Raw genomic sequence first — 18284 nt, 5'->3', positions numbered from 1 at the left:
TGATGTCCAAACGAGAAAGGATCATTTTAATGTATACATTATAAAAATAAGTCATGAGAAAAGTTTTATTATTTATATTTTTATTTACTGCGATGTTTTCTGCATTGAAGGCAGAAGAAGGTAAATGGATTAACCTATTTGATGGAAAAACATTAAATGGGTGGAGAGTATTAGGAGGTAAGGCTACATTTAGAGTAGAGAAAGGGGTGATTGTTGGAACCACTTCGACCGGTGGCGAGAATTATAATACATTTCTTTGTACAGAAAAGGAATATGGTAATTTCAATTTAGAATTTGAATTTTTGGTCGATGAGGGTTTGAATAGTGGAGTACAGTTTAGAGGTTTGTTTTCTGATGGTTTGGTACGTGGATATCAATTTGAAATAGATCCGGATAAGACTACTAAGTATACGGCACGACCTTTTAATCAGGACGTAAAGGGGCAAATAATACCTTCGGGAAAAGAACCAAGAAGTTGGACAGGAGGAGTTTATGACGAGAAGCGTAGAGGCTGGCTGAATGATTTGACAGAGAATCCTGAAGCACGCGCTGCTTTCAGACCGAATAGTTGGAATAAAGGACGGATCGAAGCCCATAAGGATGGAATACGGACTTATATAAATGGAGTACTCGCATCTTCATTGGTTGACTATATGACGCCAAATGGTTTTATTGGTTTACAAGTACATTGGCTGAAAGATTATAAGAAGATGGAAGTGCGTTTCAGGAATATACGTATTCAGGATTTGGGATTGAACCCAGTGGGAACAGGAGAAACTTTAGATAGGTTTATCGGTGAGTGGAAAGATGATCGAACCAATTATTTAGCCCAGTCTTATATAGACAAGACTACAAAAGAATATAAATTGAATATTTCCAAAATACCTTATGCAAATGCTGAACCTTTCGTTGTATTAACAGGAACTGTTAGTGAAAATCACATAACTTACTCTAATGAACAGGGATATATTGCTACTATGGAGAAAGGAGTATTGAAAGTTAAAGGTGAAGGATTGGAGTTTTCCGGAAGACTGGTTGTTCGTAAGTCTCCTACTTTGAACATGCCTGCTCCAGAGGATGCAGAGATTTTATTTGATGGCAATGATGTGAAAGCTTGGGGAGGATTGGCTAAAAAAGAGTGGTTGAAGTGGAGTTTTGACGCAGATCAGTCAGTAGAATTGACCCCCGCTGGTAATATTCGCATGATTCCAGGCAAACAGTCCATTATTACGAAGAAAGATTATGGAGATATTAAACACTTACATTTGGAATTCCGGTTATTGGGAGAAGTGACGAATGGAGGTGTGTATATGCAAAGTCGTTATGAATTTAATATTAAAGATTCATGGGGACAGGGCAAAGGGGCTCCGTGTGGTACTTTTGGTAATTTAGTAAATTCGAAAGAACCTGAATTTAATTATGCATTACCTCCAATGGTATGGCAGACGATGGATATTCAGTACAAAGCAGCACGTTTTAATGATCAAGGTGAGAAAATAGCTAATGCACGTGTATCAATGAGTATGAATGGTATGCCGATTTACGAGGATTATGAACTTGATCTTATTAAGGGAGCAGCTGGAGGACGTACACCTTTGGGACCATTAGGACCTATTTATCTCCAAGAGCATGGGACTGCTTATGAATTTAGAAATATCTGGGTCGTTGAGTAAAGTAATTACCGACACTGCATATCCGGCAATGAAGAAAGTGGATTTTACTCAGAATATAGTGGAGATGGAACGGGATCTTTATCACTTTGCATACAAGCTGACTTCTGACTATGATTCTGCCAATGACTTAGTGCAAGATTGTATACTGCAAGCACTAAATAATTCAGAGAAGTTTATGTATGCTGATAATTTGAAAGGCTGGATGTATACTATCATGCGTAATATTTTTATAAGTAACTATCGGCGTATGGTGCGTGAAATGAATATTATTGATAAGACCTATACTGTTTTTCAGCAAAGTTTAATCGAAGATGAAGATAGTGATCGTTTTGAGTTATCTTATGACATCAAGCAGCTCTATCGTGTGATATATTCTGTGCCTGATGAATTGAGAGTACCATTTCAGATGTATGTAGCCGGATTTAAATATAGAGAAATTGCAGAAAAATTGGATTTGCCTATAGGAACAGTGAAGAATCGTTTATTCTTTATTCGTAAGCGCTTAAAAGATGAATTGAAGGTTCTTTTGGATATTGAATGATAAGTATAATATTAAAATAGGGAGAGAAATGTAAGAGTCGGAATAGGTTATATCCTATTTCGACTTTTTTATTCGTAACTGTTAATAAATGCAAAATGCGAATTCCTGTATTTAACTTCCTCGTTCTTCCTCGTTCTAACTAATAAAGCTCAGAAAAAGAATTGATGATAAACGAGAATAAAATTCGTAAAGCTTGTGCCTCGAATCGCGAACGGGGATTCAAGATGTTGATGGACTCTTTTCAGGTACCGATATATAATTATATCCGTAGACTGGTCGTATCTCATGAAGATGCGGAGGATGTGCTTCAGGAAGTCTTTATCCGGGTGTTCCGGCATATCGATCAGTTTCGCGAAGAAAGTTCACTGTCAACCTGGATTTACCGGATTGCCACGAATGAGAGTTTACGCTTGCTGAACGGTCGTAAAGATGAGGGAGTTGTTTCTGCAGAAGATGTTCAGGAAGAGTTGATGGGCAAGTTGAAGGCTTCCGATTATATTGATTATGAAAATGAGCTGGCAGTGAAGTTTCAGGAGGCCATTCTAAGTTTGCCTGAAAAGCAACGGCTTGTATTCAACTTACGTTATTACGATGAACTTGAATATGAAGAGATTGCCCGTGTACTGGATAGCAAAGTGGATACACTAAAAGTGAATTACCACTATGCGAAAGAGAAGATTAAGGAATATATATTAAACAGATAGAATGATGAAAAAGGATTTTGATTTTGACGATATTGGTAAACGGACACCCTACCGTACTCCTGAAGGATTCTTCGAGGATGTGCAGCGAAAGGTGATGGAGCGCGCCGGAGTGAAGCAACAGCGGAAATCTCACATGAAGCTGATTATTTCTACGGTGATTACCATAGCAGCAGTATGGGTCGGATTTCTGTTTGTTCCATCTTTGAGACAGGCAGATGAGGTTAAAACACCTTCTTCGAAAGTATTAGCCAATGGTACGGAACCTGTAGATAAATGGATTAAAGAACTATCGGATGAGGAGTTGGAAGAGCTCGTCAGCTTCTCTGAAAATGATATATTTTTGAATTAAGTAACTCAATCATTATTTTAAACGTGAAGATTATGAAGACTAAATTTATTTATGTAATTTTGGCTGTTCTTTTGATGGGAAGCCAGATGACTTTGTCTGCACAGAATTCAGATAACAAAGAGAGAAAACAGCGTCCTACACAGCAGCAAATGATGCAAATGCAGGTGGACCAGATGGTGAAAACATTGATGCTGGATGATGCAACAGCTGCTAAGTTTACTCCGGTTTATGAGAAATATCTCAAAGAATTGCGTGAATGCCGTATGATGAATCACAAGCCGAGAACAGAAAAAGCTAAGGCAACAGATGCTAATGCTAAAAAAGAACGGCCGTCCATGACTGATGACGAGATTGCGACCATGTTGCGGAATCAGTTTACTCAAAGCCGTAAAATGCTGGATGTTCGTGAAAAGTATTACAATGAATTCAGCAAGATACTTTCGCAGAAGCAGATTCTGAAGATTTATCAGCAGGAGAAGATGAATGCTAATAAGTTTAAGAAAGAGTTTGACCGCAGAAAAGGACAGAAACCGGGACAGGGACATCACCAGGGACAAAGACCTCGCGCTCCACGTCCGGATCAGAAATAAAGATTAGGTTTATTTTATTATAGTTTTATTTTACTAAATCAACACAATTTGAACATAGACAGCCATATTTATTCTTTTCAGTACCGTTTGATTACTTGTTATGTCTTGTTACTGATTAGTTTGACTGTTTTTGCTCAGTCCGGCAAAGAGCGTTTTTCCGGTCGTGTGATTGATACTGAAACCTATCAGCCGGTACCGTTTGCTACGGTCCGGCTTTTAGCTTTACCGGATAGTACATTGTTGGGCGGCGGCGCTACGGATGCTATCGGTAAATTTCAACTTTCCGTTTCCATTCCTAATCATGCAACTAAAGCGAAGCCTTTATTATTACAGGTTTCATATATCGGATATAAGCAGGTTTTTCATCCCGTTTCCATTTCCAGCAAAAGTTCTTCTTATGAATTGGGGGATATAAATCTGACTCCGGAAAGTTATGCTTTAGATGAAGCAGTGGTAGTGGGGCAGGCTCCAATGGCGGTGACAGAGGGCGATACAACGGTATTCAACGCTTCTGCCTATCGTACTCCCGAAGGTTCAATGCTTGAAGAATTGGTAAAACAGCTTCCGGGAGGTGAAATAGATGCAGACGGTAAGTTGCTGATACATGGCAAGGAAGTAAAAAAGATTTTGGTGGACGGTAAAGAGTTTTTCTCTGATGATCCGAAAGCCGCTCTTAAAAATCTTCCTGTGGAGATGGTGGAGAAGTTAAAAGCGTATGAACGCCAATCGGATTTGGCACGTCTTACGGGAATAGATGACGGAGAGGAAGAGATGATTCTGGACTTGTCTGTGAAAAAAAATATGAAACGGGGCTGGATGGAGAATTTTATGGGAGGATATGGAAGTAAAGACCGTTATGAATTAGCCAATACCTTGAACCGTTTTCGTGAAAACTCTCAATTAACCATTATCGGGAATCTGAATAATACCAATAACCAGGGATTCTCGGAATTACAGAATGAATCTTCCAGTTCAACAGGCAATATCCGTAGCCGGATGGGACTGACTACCTCCCGCTCATTGGGGCTTAATGCAACTTATGACTGGAAGCGCGTTAAATTACGTTCGAATGTTCAATATGTTGGCACCGATCGTTTGGAAGATAGCCGTACCACAGTCGATAACTTTCTCCGGGAAGATAAATCAATCAATCTTGGCACGAGTCATAGCCGGCAACAGAATCACGAACTGGTAGCCAATGCTTCTCTTGAATGGAAAATGGATTCTGTTACTACATTGATTTTCCGTCCTCAATATCGTTTCGCAGCCAATGACAGAGAGAATAATGGTTTTCAGGAAGGGTGGGGGAATGATGTGTTGCTGAATGAGAGAGAGTCCTCCGGCACTAATCATAATTCCCGGTATAATCTGGCACTGATGTTGCAGCTTAGTCGGAAATTGAGTCGTTTAGGGAGAAATGTTGCTTTGAAGGTAGATTATGGTACTAATGCTTCAGCTACGGATCGGACGAACCTTTCTACTACCCGGTACTTCAAAAATAATACGAAGAAGATTCAGAATCAGAAAATAGAGGATGATGTTGACGGATTCAATTACCGGGTGCAGTTGGTGTATGTAGAGCCATTACCGTGGCGGCATTTCCTGCAACTGCGTTACAGTTATCAGTATAGAGTGAATAATTCCGATCGCTTTGTCTATGACTGGGATAAGGAATTGGAAGAGTTTGCTCCTGATTTTGATGAAGAATCCAGTAACCGTTTTGAGAATCAATATACTAATCATCTAGTAAATCTTGCGATACGTACCTCGCAAAAAAAGTACAATTATAATATTGGTGTTGATTTTGAACCTCAAAAGTCTGTTAGCCATTCATTATTGAGTGATGCTCCCGAAAATCAGTTGGAAAGATCGGTCATGAATTTTTCGCCTACGGTCAATTTCCGCTATAAGTTTTCAAAACGCACCCGTTTGCAAATTGTGTATAGGGGAAAAGGGAAACAGCCTAATATACGTGATCTCCAACCTGTGACCGACCGTACCAACCCTTTGAATATCCGTGTCGGAAACCCTTTGTTGAAACCTTCATATATGAATACTTTTACGCTGAATTTCAATTCTTATAATACCAAACATCAGCGAAATATGGTAGCTACCGCTTTGTTCGAGAATACCATTAACAATGTAACCAATCAGGTGACTTATGATAGTGAAACCGGTGTACGAACTACATCCTCGGTCAATATGAATGGTAATTGGCGGGCCATGGGTTCTTTTTCTCTCAATACCCCTTTTAAGAATCGTAACTGGATATTTCGTACTTACTCCTATCTGCAATACCGGAATCAGAATGGCTATACAACCTTGAACAAAGAAGAACCGGTGAAAACTTCCGTACAGCATTTAACGGGACGTGAACGTCTACGGATTACTTATCGTACCCGCCAAATGGAACTTACAGGGCTTGTTGGTCTGACTTATAACAATTCTTATAATGACGTACGGGAGAAACGTACTGAAACTTTTGATTATCAGGTAGGAACTGAATTGCAGCTTTATCTTCCTTGGGGGATGGAGTTATATAATGACCTGACTTATTTCCTTCGTACCGGATATGGTTATGAGGGTTATGCCAAAGCAAATTTCATGTGGAACTGTCAGCTGTCAAAAGCCTTTTTGAAGAGGAAACAGTTACTAATCCGCTTTAAAATATATGATATTCTTCATCAGGACATTTCTATGATACGCACGATAACCGCTACTGCCATTCGTGACACTGATTATAATGCACTGGGTTCTTACTTTATGGTGCATGCTATCCTTCGTTTGAATATGATGGGAAAATAATTAGAAATTAAATCTTCATTAGTTTGAAAACCACAGCAGGGTTTTGATTGTTGTATGTCCTACGTATAAAAACAATGTAAGGCTGGCTGAATGTTTCGACTGATAAAAAAGATAAAAGATAAAGGTCGTTGGCGCATTTTTAAACTGAAGTTGATTGATGCCCGACTGTACTTTGTCAGTATCTTCGTAGGATTACTGACAGGACTTGTGGCTGTGCCTTATCATTACCTATTACAGTTTTTCTTTAATCTCCGTCACGATTTCTTTGATTCTCGTCCCAAATGGTATTGGTACATACCTCTTTTTCTTTTGATGTGGGGAATACTTGTATTCGTATCCTGGTTGGTAAAGAAAATGCCGCTTATTACCGGTGGGGGTATTCCGCAAACACGTGGAGTTATCAATGGCAGGGTTGATTATAAACATCCTTTTCTGGAATTGGTGGCAAAGTTTGTAGGTGGAATACTTGCATTAAGTACCGGGTTGTCTTTGGGGCGTGAAGGTCCCTCCGTACAAATAGGTTCGTATGTTGGATATTTGGTATCCAAATGGGGGAGGGTGCTTAGTGGTGAACGGAAACAACTATTGTCTGCCGGCGCCGGTGCCGGGTTAGCTGCTGCTTTTGCTGCCCCATTGGCTTCATCATTGTTGGTGATCGAATCTATCGAGCGGTTCGATGCACCTAAAACAGCTATTACCACTCTTTTGGCAGGAGTAGTGGCAGGTGGAGTTGCCAGTTGGATTTTCCCGATCAATCCTTATTTTCATATTGATGCTATTGTACCGGGGATGACTTTCTGGGGGCAAGTGAAATTGTTTCTTTTGCTGGCAGCAGTGGTTTCTGTCTTTGGAAAGTTCTTTTCTGTCACCACTCTTCAGGTGAAACGTATTTACCCTGCTATTAAGCATCCGGAATACGTGAAGATGTTGTATTTGCTTTTTATAGCTTTTCTGATTTCTATGGCTGAGTTTAATCTGACCGGAGGAGGGGAACAGTTCTTGTTATCACAAGCTATGCATCCGGACACGCATATTCTCTGGATTGTCGGCATGATGTTGTTGCATTTTGTTTTTAGCACTTTTTCTTTTTCTTCGGGTTTACCGGGAGGAAGTTTTATCCCGACGCTGGTGACGGGAGGACTTCTTGGACAAATAGTGGGATTAATTATGGTTCAACAGGGTGTTATTGCTTATGAGAATATTAGTTATATCATGTTGATTTGTATGTCTGCATTCCTTGTTGCAGTAATCCGTACCCCTTTGACAGCTATTGTACTAATAACCGAGATTACGGGGCATTTGGAAGTCTTTTATCCTTCTATTGTTGTAGGAGGATTAACTTATTATTTTACGGAAATGCTTCAAATCAAACCGTTCAATGTTATTTTGTATGACGATATGATTCATTCGCCTGCATTTAAGGAAGAACCGCGTTACACATTGTCTGTAGAAATAATGAGCGGCTCTTATTTAGACGGGAAAATAGTAGATGAACTTCGTTTACCGGAGCGTTGTGTGATAATTAATGTTCATCGTGACCGGAAGAATTTGCCTCCTAAAGGGCAGACATTAATGCCCGGCGATCAGGTGCAAATAGAGATGGATTCGCAGGATATAGAGAAACTGTATGAACCTTTAGTCAGTATGGCGAATATTTATTAAGTGTCTGGCTCTTATCCTTTGATATATACAAGAATAGCTGAAAGAGAGATTCTTCCAGCTATTCTTGTTTCAGTATATTAAGTACTTATTTTTTCTTATACCAATCGGCGTTTGTACCATATTTAGCCCAGTCTATAAATTTAGGATAGATTTCGCTGATAGGCTTCTTCTCGTTTTTATCGAAGTTCTTTAGTTCTGCAATATCATTAGCATTGGCATTTGACAAATAGAATGCAAAAGGATAAATATTCTCTTGATTCGATACATAGTAAATGCCTTCATTAGGTTTAGAACAGTCTTCATATTGTCCGAAGAGAGAAGTATCGACTTTAGAAGTTGGTTTCTTCATAGGACAATGAACTTCCAAGCGATTACCTTCTTTACTAGGACGGTATATGAATGCATCGATTGATGTTTCCTGCTTTTTATTCGAGTTTTTATCTCCGTATTTGAATGTTACTTTATATTCGGCATTCGGGTTTGTTTTAACATTATCTGTCAATATGATTGCATTGCTTTCACGAGTAAATTTGTCAGTTCCCGAAGCTACAGTAAAGTCCTTTTCATTTTCTTTTCTAATAAAGTATTCAGTTGACTGTGCATTTCCCTCATTTGAAAGAATGAAACCTAATCCGTTAGTAAATACAGTCGATTTATTATATAAAGTTTTAAATGTAAATGACTCGCTTAAGATTTCATTGAATATATTGAATACTTTTTGATAAGTATACTGAACCAATACGTCATTCATATCGTAATCACCAGCTTTAGGCCATTCATCTTCAAATGCGTATACACCTGTCTTTTCAATAGTTGTATTTAAGTCTTCATCTACAGGAGGAACATTAGTGATTTCAGGATTGGCTTTTAATGAGAATACAACATCTGTAAAATTCTGATCATCCATGAAATCTTCAAAGGCGATAGCAATGTTACTGTTTTTATCTTTAAACATAGCTGTACGTACATCTATACCGCTATTAACTTTAGTACTAAATCCTTTTGTGGAACTGGCATAAAATCCTTCGGTTAGAGTATAACTGTTGAAACCTGTAAAATAGGTGTTCCATGCGTTGCAAGCGAGAATAAAACCAATGTAGTATCCTTTGGGGAAGTTCTTGCCTTTTGGATATTCCGGATCATCAAAATATTTTAGTTGTACAGCTGTACCTTCTTTTATACCTTGGGGAGAGGCTTGAAGGCTTCCATTATTCCAGGTCATTTGAGTATTGGGGAATACAGCATATACTTTTACGTCTTTCAGACTGGCAGGAGCTTGATCGTATCTGTAATAGTAGTAGCCTAATGAGCTGTTCCAACAGGTCCATCCTCTTAATGCAGTTAGTACTACGGCTGTTTCATCTTCCTCTACATATAAGTCGGCTTGAGTACGATATTCCTCTGGACAACTTCCTAATGTATTCAATACCTTGCTTACAGTAGTACGTAATTCGTTCATTTCAGATTTACTTAAAGTGAGCTTAGGATCATTACCTTTATAAGCATAATCAATAACTCCACTGCGATCGTCGAATGAACCGAGATTAGTATTCCAACCTAGATTATTAAACCGATTTCTATCAAACCGGGTTGACTCTCTGTAGGATGCTCTGGTAGTAAGCTGTTCATCTGTGTCTGATACTTTCAAAACACCGTTAACTATTTTTCCAGGGATTGCCTGTCTGGCAAAAGGTGATGTAGAAACGATATACACATTAGATACATAAGCCGGCAATTCAACCGTTGCGGTGAATTTACCTTGTTCATCTGTCCATGCACCATCTAATGCCTGAACGTTTTCTTTTAGAATGGTGGTGTTTTCACCTTCAATCAATGGATTTCCATCATAAATGGAAAAAGGAACTCTTGATTCGGAATCGGAATAATCAATTTCTACTTGTACTTTTTGTATAGTAGAAAAATTAGAGGTGTTAATTTCTGCCCCTGGAGCTTCTTGGTATAAGTCTTTATCACTATCCACACAACTGCTTATACCCACTACAATTACCATTGTGCATGCTAACCAAAATCTTCTCATATCTAATAGTTTTTGTTTATGCGATACTTTAGTTCGTTTTGTTTTTAAAAGAAACCCGTAAGTTCTTTGAAGTTCAAAGGCTTACGGGTACAAAGATATATATAATATTCAACACAACCATAAAATAGTTGAATATTTTTTCAAAATATGTTCTATAACTTGTATTTTCTAATCTTTTATTCCATACTTCTTAACCATGCAATTTCTTCTTTCCATTTACTTTCATCCGGAGTTTCGAGTATTAACGGTATATTATCAAATCTGGAATCTTGCATTAATCTTTCAAAAAAAGCTTTGCCAATCAATCCTTCACCAATGCTGTCGTGGCGGTCAACATGGGTGCCTAATGCTTTTTTAGAATCATTCAAGTGCATACCACGGAGGTAGTTGAATCCGACTTCTTTATCAAATTCACCAAATACTTTATCATATTCATTGACAATATCGTAACCAGCGGTATAGGTATGGCAGGTATCGAGACAAACACCTACCCGGTTCTTATCGTTTACCCGATCAATGATATATTTCAATTGCCAGAATTCGCTTCCTAAATTACTGCCTTGCCCGGCTGTGTTTTCAATAACAGCTGTTACTCCTTTTGTTTTTTCTAAAGCGAGATTAATGCTTTCTGCAATAAGTGACAGGCAATCTTCTGTTGATATTTTATTGAGAGAGCTACCGGGGTGGAAATTTAAAAGCTTCAATCCAAGTTGCTCACAACGTTGCATTTCATCCAGAAAAGCGGCACGGCTTTTTTGAAGTCCCTCTTCCTCCGGATGTCCCAGATTGATAAGGTAACTGTCATGTGGAAGGATATATTCCGGTTGGAAACCATATTTCTCACAATTCTCTTTGAAGAGGCTGATACTTTCTTCTGTTAGAGGTTTACTTACCCATTGACGTTGATTCTTGGTGAATAACGCAAAAGCATTTGCTCCTATTTCGTGCGCATTAATGGGTGCGAACTCTACGCCACCAGAGGCGCTAACGTGTGCTCCGATATATTTCATTGTTCTTTCTTAATTTATTTTACTCTGCAAATATAACGTTTTTAAAGGAGTATATGTTTGTAGAGAGAACTCTTCTTGGTTACAATTCATAGGATCATGTACTTTATACTCTGTTCTTTATCTTTTATTCTCTATAAAAAATATCCCGCTATTCAATTTATAGAAGATTGAATAACGGGACAGTTTTTTTGGGGGGAGAGATTAAATCTCAAAATCCGGTAAATAGTCTGTCAGGACTTTATTAATCTGTTTCCCTTTTACCTGATCTGTTACCGTCGTTGCACCTTCCTTTTTACCGGCATCGTAGTTTAAGGAAACTTTCTCCACTTTATTACTAACGTGGATAGCAGCTTTTCCTTTTTCCGTAAGGTTGCAAGTGATAGTCCAGTCACCTACTTGAATGATATTGCCTTTGCGAACTACCTGCATATCCGGACGGTTGTCTCCATGTGTATCCATCACAGTCAGGAAACGGGCGGTTTTGCAAGGAACAGTTGTAGAAGAGAAATGCCAGTGATTAGGATATTTTACTGCTTTTCCTTGTGCATTCGTCACATTTTTCCAGTTGGTCGGAGCACAGAAGAAAGTATCTACCATTGCCTGTTCCGTTTTTGCCGAACTGAAAAGATGGGCAACAGAGATACCACCGGCTTTATTCCTTCCGGTTACTTTCACCTCATTGGGCAGTTCCTGTATTTCCATCGGTAATTCTACAGTATGTAAAAGGTAACCCCATGTAACAGCCTCCTTTCCTTCCAGTTCATCATAAATCACGAAAACTCCGGTACTTCCCAGTTGGATGATATGACGGCGGAACATATTCAGTTTATTCTCATCCCATCCTTTTTCAGGCGTATATTGCGTACCGGATAGTTCGCCACGTTTCAGCCATAGGGGAGAAGTCACTTTACCATAAGCATTGGAAGCATCTCCTACCATATAAGCGATTTTTTCTCCTTCATACCAACGCGGAATCCAGCCATATCCTTCCGTTCCAATCTTTTGAGTCATTCCATTTACCAAAATGCTGTTGTGTGCACGGGTGTTACGGTAAGAATACATACAATGATCGTCCGTAAAACCTGTACGATGTCCGCTGCTGTAAAAAATGGCTTTACCTCCATAGAATGTATTAAAAGCATTTTGATTGGCCAGTGCATGAGAAGTGGAACCATAAGAACTGGAACGGAACGATAACATGGCATTCTTATCTATATCTCCCAAAGAGGTATTCATCGTACCGATTCCCGTTTCATTGAATACTTTCGCTATGGGTAGTTCGGCAAGAGTATGTCCTTCTTTGGGGAGAGCTTTCTTGGTTGTACAACGATACCAGGTCAAGTCTCCGGATTTTCCGAGGAAAGTTTTTTCCATGATATCCGGTTCCTTTTGCAGAATGGTACGTACATAGGCAGCCGCCCACGGATTATTACATTCACGTGCCAAGGCATCCGCATAACCTACTCGTGTACCGTTCGGCTTCATCTTGCTTTCATGTGAATTACCTTGTCCGGCAGATTTTGAGAATGGAGGCTGCTGGTAGATGACGTAAAATGCATTGTTGTTATACCACGGATCAGCAAAGAAATCGAATCCGCTGATACGCGAGTAGAAAGCGGGAACTTCAATCAATGTGCGAAGATTGACCTGGAAATAAGAATCACCATTGTGCCATCCTCCATCCGCGTTGAGGCCCGGCAGACGGGATACCCATTCATTGTAGCAATAATCCACCCAGGTGGAAGCCATCGGGAGTTCGCCATACGTAGCAAATGCCGCCATATTCAAGATACGGAAAGTCATTTGCCAGACATGATTATCAGCAATGCGGTTTTCCAAGTGATTGACATATTCATGATAGAACTTCTTTCCATTGTCACGAATCGTCCTTAGGAGTAGTTTTCTCTCATTCGGAGTCAACAGATTGTACCATGCATCATACGCTGAAGTGCTCATGGACAGAATAGTAGAACGATTGAAATCTCCAGCAAAGTACTTACTGTTTTTCCAGGAAAGAATTTCGGAAAGACGCTTAATGCCTTCTTTGTAGTATACCTCGTCTTTCGTTAGCAAGTAAGCGCGTACCATGGCTTCGATATTTGCTTCTTCACGGTCTACAATCTTACGACTTTCTCGAATCAGGGCAGAACGATATTGAACAATGTTTGTCAACTTGACAACCTGGGTTGTATCAATTTCTTCTTCCAGATGTTTCAGCGGGTGGTTCAGGCATTTATCGGCTTTTCGGATATAAGCCTGTGCCTCCGGATTGTTTTTATTCCGTTCGATGATATTATCCCAATCTTCGGCATCAAGCAAGATGCGGGGATGAGTCTTGGGCAATTTGGCTAATACTTCCTGTAGAGAAGGAGGGTTGAATGTACGTATGTGTTCGTCTATATAAAAATGAGATACAGGTGACCATTCTTCTTTTCCTTCTTTGTCAATGTAGGCATGTTGCCAATACCATTTCCCTTTTTCAAAGAGTTTGAATGGGTTGAAAAAGGCCCATTTTCTTTCGGCGGTAATCACTTCCGATTTGAATTCGGGGTCGCGTGCAATACGGATGCGGTAGGTTACTTCGGGTTTGTAGTCCTTTTCTTCAACTCCGTCCAATACAGCACCGAGGTGCGGGTACTTATCCGGCCACATAAAACGTGGGGGATTGACAGTAATATGCTGTCCGTCCAGGGGCGAAGGCGTTTCGCGGACTTCATGCATCAAGGTCTGTTGAGTCAGACGCATGATTCCTTTTTGTGCATATCCATTGGCGAATAGCAGAAGGGTGAACAAGAGAAAAATAGATATTCGTTGTTTCATCATATAACTTTGCTTTTATTATTCATCGCTTTGTTATTCAGCGTTGTTTGAACAAATCTTTCAGACGAACAGTCTTGTTATTAATCAGTGGACGTGCCCAGAAACCGATAAAGGTGATATATCCTACAAAAACAAGGATAAAGAGCATACCCGTACGGAGTGATGTTGCATCTGCCAGTGTACTTACAATCATCGGACCACCGGCACCACCTACAATTGCCGAGCATAGTATACCTGCGAATGAACCGTGGTGCTGTGACGCAGAGTTCAGTGCCAATGAGAATACGATGGAATACATCATGGAGATGCTGAATCCAACAGCAGGGAAAGCAAGCATGGATACTTCCTTACTTCCGAATAATGCCGATAATAATAGGATGATCGTCAGAATTCCGGAAATTTGCAACAATCGTTTACTGTCAATTAACTTGAGCAGAATCATACCTACCAGACAACCGGCTGTCATCAATCCCCAGAAATAGCTTACGGCCTGTGCACCGTCTGTTTTTGGATTAACTCCATGATATTGTTCCAAGAAGGTACTCATGAAGATTGAAGTTCCCTGTTCCGTACTTACATAGCAGAAAATTCCCAGGAAAAACAGCCATACATATTTCTGTTTGAATAAAGCCAGATATGAATCTTTAGACCCGCTTTTCTCGTCTTCTTTCAACTCGATCTTGGGAAAACGGGATACACCGACAGCGATCAGCATGACCAATAGCAGGATTGTAAATACCCAATAAAGAGATACCCACGGCATTTCCCGTGGAGTGACATCGGCCAACAGGTCGATAAAGAACCCCTTACCTGCTGTATATGTTGCCGGATCAAGTTCACGAATCAGATAAGTATATACCAGAGGACTTAGGAAAGAAGCAATGCCAAACATGAACTGTGCCAGTTCGGCGATAAATGCATAGTTTTCTTCTCCTCCTACGGTACGTTGGAGTGGATTCAATACCGTTTGTAACATGGCCATTCCCAGTCCGATGATGAAAGAAGAAGCCAATAACATCGGATACGTGTGCATGCAGGCAAATAAGATGGTGCCGATGAACGGCATCAGAAATCCACCGAATAATACCGGCTTTTCACCGAAACGGTCGATGAGCAATCCGGCAGGGATAGACATGATGGCATAGGCCAGGAAGAAAGAAGTCGGGATAAATCCCGCCATTGCCAGGTCACTTAGATTGAAGTTGTGGATAATATCCGGAATGAGTGGGCCTAGAATATTGGTGATAAACGAGATGGTAAACCAGAACGCCATAATCAGCGCCAGCATCCCTAAATTTTTTCTCATAATCTTAAATAGTTGATAGTTGATAAATGATAACTGATAGATGAAAGTTGATAATTAATAGTGATTGAATATTTGTATGTTGGATAACTTTCATTTACTAACTATCATTTATCAACTATCAACTATCATTTATTTTGTTTTCATTTGAAAAAGAGTGAAGCGGCTCCAATACTTCCGGCCTTGTTTCCAAGAGCGGCAGCTATGATTTGAGTATTCACGGCACAGTCGGGGATGGCGTAACTGCGGGCTTTTTCGCTTACTTTCTGAATATAAAAGTCTCCGGCTTCGGAAAGTCCTCCACCGATCACAATCTTTTGAGGGCTGAAGATATTGATAAACCCTGCAATTCCGTGTCCCAGAAAATCGCAGTGTTCTTCCAGCGATAGTTGTGCAATCTTATCTCCTTGTTTGTAAAGGCGGACGATCAGTTCTCCATTAATCTCCTCATTCGGGTAGGAGATACCTGCGTCTATTATTCGTTGACTGAAACGGCGTACCAAGGCAGAAGTGGAAGCATAATGTTCCAGACAGCCGACGGAACCACAGGCACAAGGTTCGCCATTGGCAATGAGAGGCACGTGCCCCAGTTCTGTCCCCCGGTTGACATAACCGTTGAACAATTTGCCATCGATGACTACTGCACCGCCAATGCCTGTTCCTACTGTTAAGAAAACAACATGAGTGGCTCCCTGTCCGGCTCCATACATGGTTTCTCCCAATCCCATCAGATTGGCATCATTTCCCAATAAAGCCGGGAGTCCGGTTTCCTTTTCAATGCGGTCTGCCAGATGTATGTTTTCCCAACCGTTGATGTTTTCCGCACCTCCCAGAACTATGCGGTTTGTAGAATCTACGATGCCCGGTGTACCGATTCCTATCCCATTGATTTTGTAGCCTTGTTCTTGTGCAAAGGCTTTCACTTCATTGATAGCAGTAACCAACTGTCCGATGACAGCTTCTGCTGATACATCGGCTTTCGACGGTAACTTCCCTTGAAAGTAAAATACGCCTTCATTATCAATTAGGGCGTATTTTACAGAAGTTCCGCCAAGATCAATTCCTATAGCGTATTCTTTTTCCATATCACCAAGTAATACTTAATACATAATACTTAAAAAGATCACACTCTTTCTGCCCAAATCGGTGAACTCCAAGCCCATTGTCCGTCACGTTGGCGGACGCGTACATAATAGTAATCCGTATCACGTTGCGGCTCTTTATCTTCCATGAAGTGTTCCAAAGTGAAGCAGCTTTCCGGCATAGCGCGATTGAAGAGGATTGCCTCGCTCAACCAACCGATCATGAAGTGTGAACGTGAACCTTCGAGCAATTCGCCCAATGTGTGTTCAAACTTCTTGCCATTGAATTCGGCAATGATCTTACCGTCTTTGGGCATTTCCACATCCAGAATGACGGCTTGCATGGCTGCTGTAGTCGTATTCGGATTCTTGCTGCTGTACATATCCAATTCCGTTTCCTTGTCGCCAACGGATACAATACGGTTGACATGCGTGTGGAATTCAGTTTCACCTTCTTGCGGAGAAGTGAACGCTGCGCCACGGAAACAAGGAGTTACACTATGGATCTGTCCTTTGTCTACTGACAGTTTGCCCTGCCAATGTACGTATTTCTCTTCACGATTCCAACCAAAATCAACTTTAACTTTGCAACGTGCCGTATCACCTTCCGGAGCAATCGGAGTCAGCGGGCCGTTCATACGAGCTAAAATCTGTCCGTTCTTGACAATATCTACATAGTCGATACAGCTTTCACCTGTGACATTCAGATAGATACGGCGGCTGTTACCACGAACCACGTCTCCCATGAAAGCGTCGTTGAGGCGGAAGTCGATAATAATTTTATCACCGGTTGCGGCACATACGTGGCGGGTGCGGAGAGCTTCCCAAATAGCGTCGCGAGTCAATGATGGAGCCATGACACCAATACGACCGTCGCCATAGCTTCCCGGATAACCGGAATGTTGGTCGGTAGAAGCCATGATACCGAATTTGTTGCCTAATTCAAGACCATATTGAATGGTTCCTTCCCATTGGCGCGGACCCATATCGTGTAAATAAGGATAATCTCCCTGGTCACTTTCTGCCAGACCGTGACGGGAATACATTTCTACGAATGGGGTAATATCTCCTTCGGTAAAGCATTTCCAGTTGTAACCACGATAACCGCCCTGGTAACCCATGTGATGTGGAGTGATAAATACTTTGTGTCCTTTTGCCTTCTGTTTCCAGTCTTCGATAGAAGTACATTCTACAAGCGGTGCGTCGAGATCATAATTCAATGCAACATGGTCACCATGTTCCATGCTGTGGGCCTCGTATCCGACAAAAGTAAGGAATTCACCTTCTTTATTGTATTCATTCGTCATTTTTACGTACTTCTCATAACCGCCTTCACGCAAACGTTTGAAAGCTCCTGTATGATAATCAATCACCCATTTCAGACGGGGATCATCTGCTCCGGGAATATCCGGCCACATAGCATGAGGAGTGACACTGACAAAATCCAATTGTCCTTTCGCTGCTTCAAAAGCGTCGCGCATGTCGCCGTGTCCGTATGTGATGTTGCAATGGTTGTGTAAGTCGCCCCAGTACATTTTGAGGTTACTGGCTGACGGCATAATCTTTTTTGCTTCTTTGCTTCCAGCTGCGCAAGAACCCAGCAAGCTGCCTGAAGCTGCCAATCCGAGGAAAGACCAGCCTGTGTTTTTTAAAAACTTTCTTCTATCCATGATATAATTGTTTTTGGTTAATCTTTATTTATATAAA

General features: G+C 40.6%; 13 protein-coding genes. 7 read left to right on the top strand and 6 right to left on the bottom strand.

The window, feature by feature from the left end:
• The first annotated feature begins 53 nt into the window (after positions 1-53).
• From DXB58_RS11735 to DXB58_RS11705, 7 genes are all read left to right on the top strand, one after another.
• Complete coding sequence (locus tag DXB58_RS11735) at positions 54-1673, top strand: DUF1080 domain-containing protein (protein ID WP_122136826.1); 1620 nt, start codon at positions 54-56, stop codon at positions 1671-1673.
• A 28-nt stretch (positions 1674-1701) separates the two neighbouring features.
• Positions 1702-2214: an RNA polymerase sigma factor gene (locus DXB58_RS11730; RefSeq protein ID WP_008651363.1), complete on the top strand. Its 513-nt coding sequence runs from the start codon at positions 1702-1704 to the stop codon at positions 2212-2214.
• Positions 2215-2378: 164 nt separating this feature from the next.
• Positions 2379-2918: an RNA polymerase sigma factor gene (locus DXB58_RS11725; RefSeq protein ID WP_122136825.1), complete on the top strand. Its 540-nt coding sequence runs from the start codon at positions 2379-2381 to the stop codon at positions 2916-2918.
• Between the two features lie 4 nt (positions 2919-2922).
• Entirely contained in the window at positions 2923-3267 is a 345-nt protein-coding gene (locus DXB58_RS11720; RefSeq protein ID WP_117932470.1) for a hypothetical protein, read from the top strand.
• 32 nt (positions 3268-3299) lie between these two features.
• On the top strand, positions 3300-3857 hold the full coding sequence (locus DXB58_RS11715) for a hypothetical protein (protein WP_117931943.1): 558 nt from the start codon (positions 3300-3302) through the stop codon (positions 3855-3857).
• Positions 3858-3905: 48 nt separating this feature from the next.
• Entirely contained in the window at positions 3906-6662 is a 2757-nt protein-coding gene (locus DXB58_RS11710) for an outer membrane beta-barrel protein (RefSeq protein ID WP_122136824.1), read from the top strand.
• Between the two features lie 90 nt (positions 6663-6752).
• Positions 6753-8324: a ClC family H(+)/Cl(-) exchange transporter gene (locus DXB58_RS11705; protein WP_122136823.1), complete on the top strand. Its 1572-nt coding sequence runs from the start codon at positions 6753-6755 to the stop codon at positions 8322-8324.
• A gap of 85 nt (positions 8325-8409) precedes the next feature.
• Here DXB58_RS11705 and DXB58_RS11700 read toward each other — a convergent pair whose 3' ends face one another.
• The 6 genes from DXB58_RS11700 to DXB58_RS11675 form a co-directional block, all read right to left on the bottom strand.
• The gene (locus DXB58_RS11700) at positions 8410-10362 is read right to left on the bottom strand and encodes an LruC domain-containing protein (protein ID WP_199487964.1); all 1953 of its coding nucleotides are present in this window, start codon (positions 10360-10362) and stop codon (positions 8410-8412) included.
• A 176-nt stretch (positions 10363-10538) separates the two neighbouring features.
• On the bottom strand, positions 10539-11372 hold the full coding sequence (gene nfo / locus DXB58_RS11695) for a deoxyribonuclease IV (RefSeq protein ID WP_122136821.1): 834 nt from the start codon (positions 11370-11372) through the stop codon (positions 10539-10541).
• A 201-nt stretch (positions 11373-11573) separates the two neighbouring features.
• Positions 11574-14195, bottom strand: coding sequence for a DUF4962 domain-containing protein (locus DXB58_RS11690; RefSeq protein WP_199487963.1), 2622 nt, complete (start codon positions 14193-14195; stop codon positions 11574-11576).
• A gap of 34 nt (positions 14196-14229) precedes the next feature.
• On the bottom strand, positions 14230-15498 hold the full coding sequence (locus DXB58_RS11685) for a sugar MFS transporter (protein ID WP_199487962.1): 1269 nt from the start codon (positions 15496-15498) through the stop codon (positions 14230-14232).
• A 140-nt stretch (positions 15499-15638) separates the two neighbouring features.
• Complete coding sequence (locus DXB58_RS11680) at positions 15639-16580, bottom strand: ROK family protein (RefSeq protein ID WP_122136819.1); 942 nt, start codon at positions 16578-16580, stop codon at positions 15639-15641.
• Between the two features lie 38 nt (positions 16581-16618).
• Positions 16619-18247, bottom strand: coding sequence for a Tat pathway signal sequence (locus tag DXB58_RS11675; RefSeq protein WP_199487961.1), 1629 nt, complete (start codon positions 18245-18247; stop codon positions 16619-16621).
• Positions 18248-18284: the final 37 nt, after the last annotated feature.

The organism is Bacteroides sp. OM05-10AA (genome assembly GCF_003439055.1).
GTDB lineage: Bacteria > Bacteroidota > Bacteroidia > Bacteroidales > Bacteroidaceae > Bacteroides > Bacteroides intestinigallinarum.
Note: the sequence above shows the minus strand (reverse complement) of the source record. Positions and strands in the feature narration are given on the sequence as shown.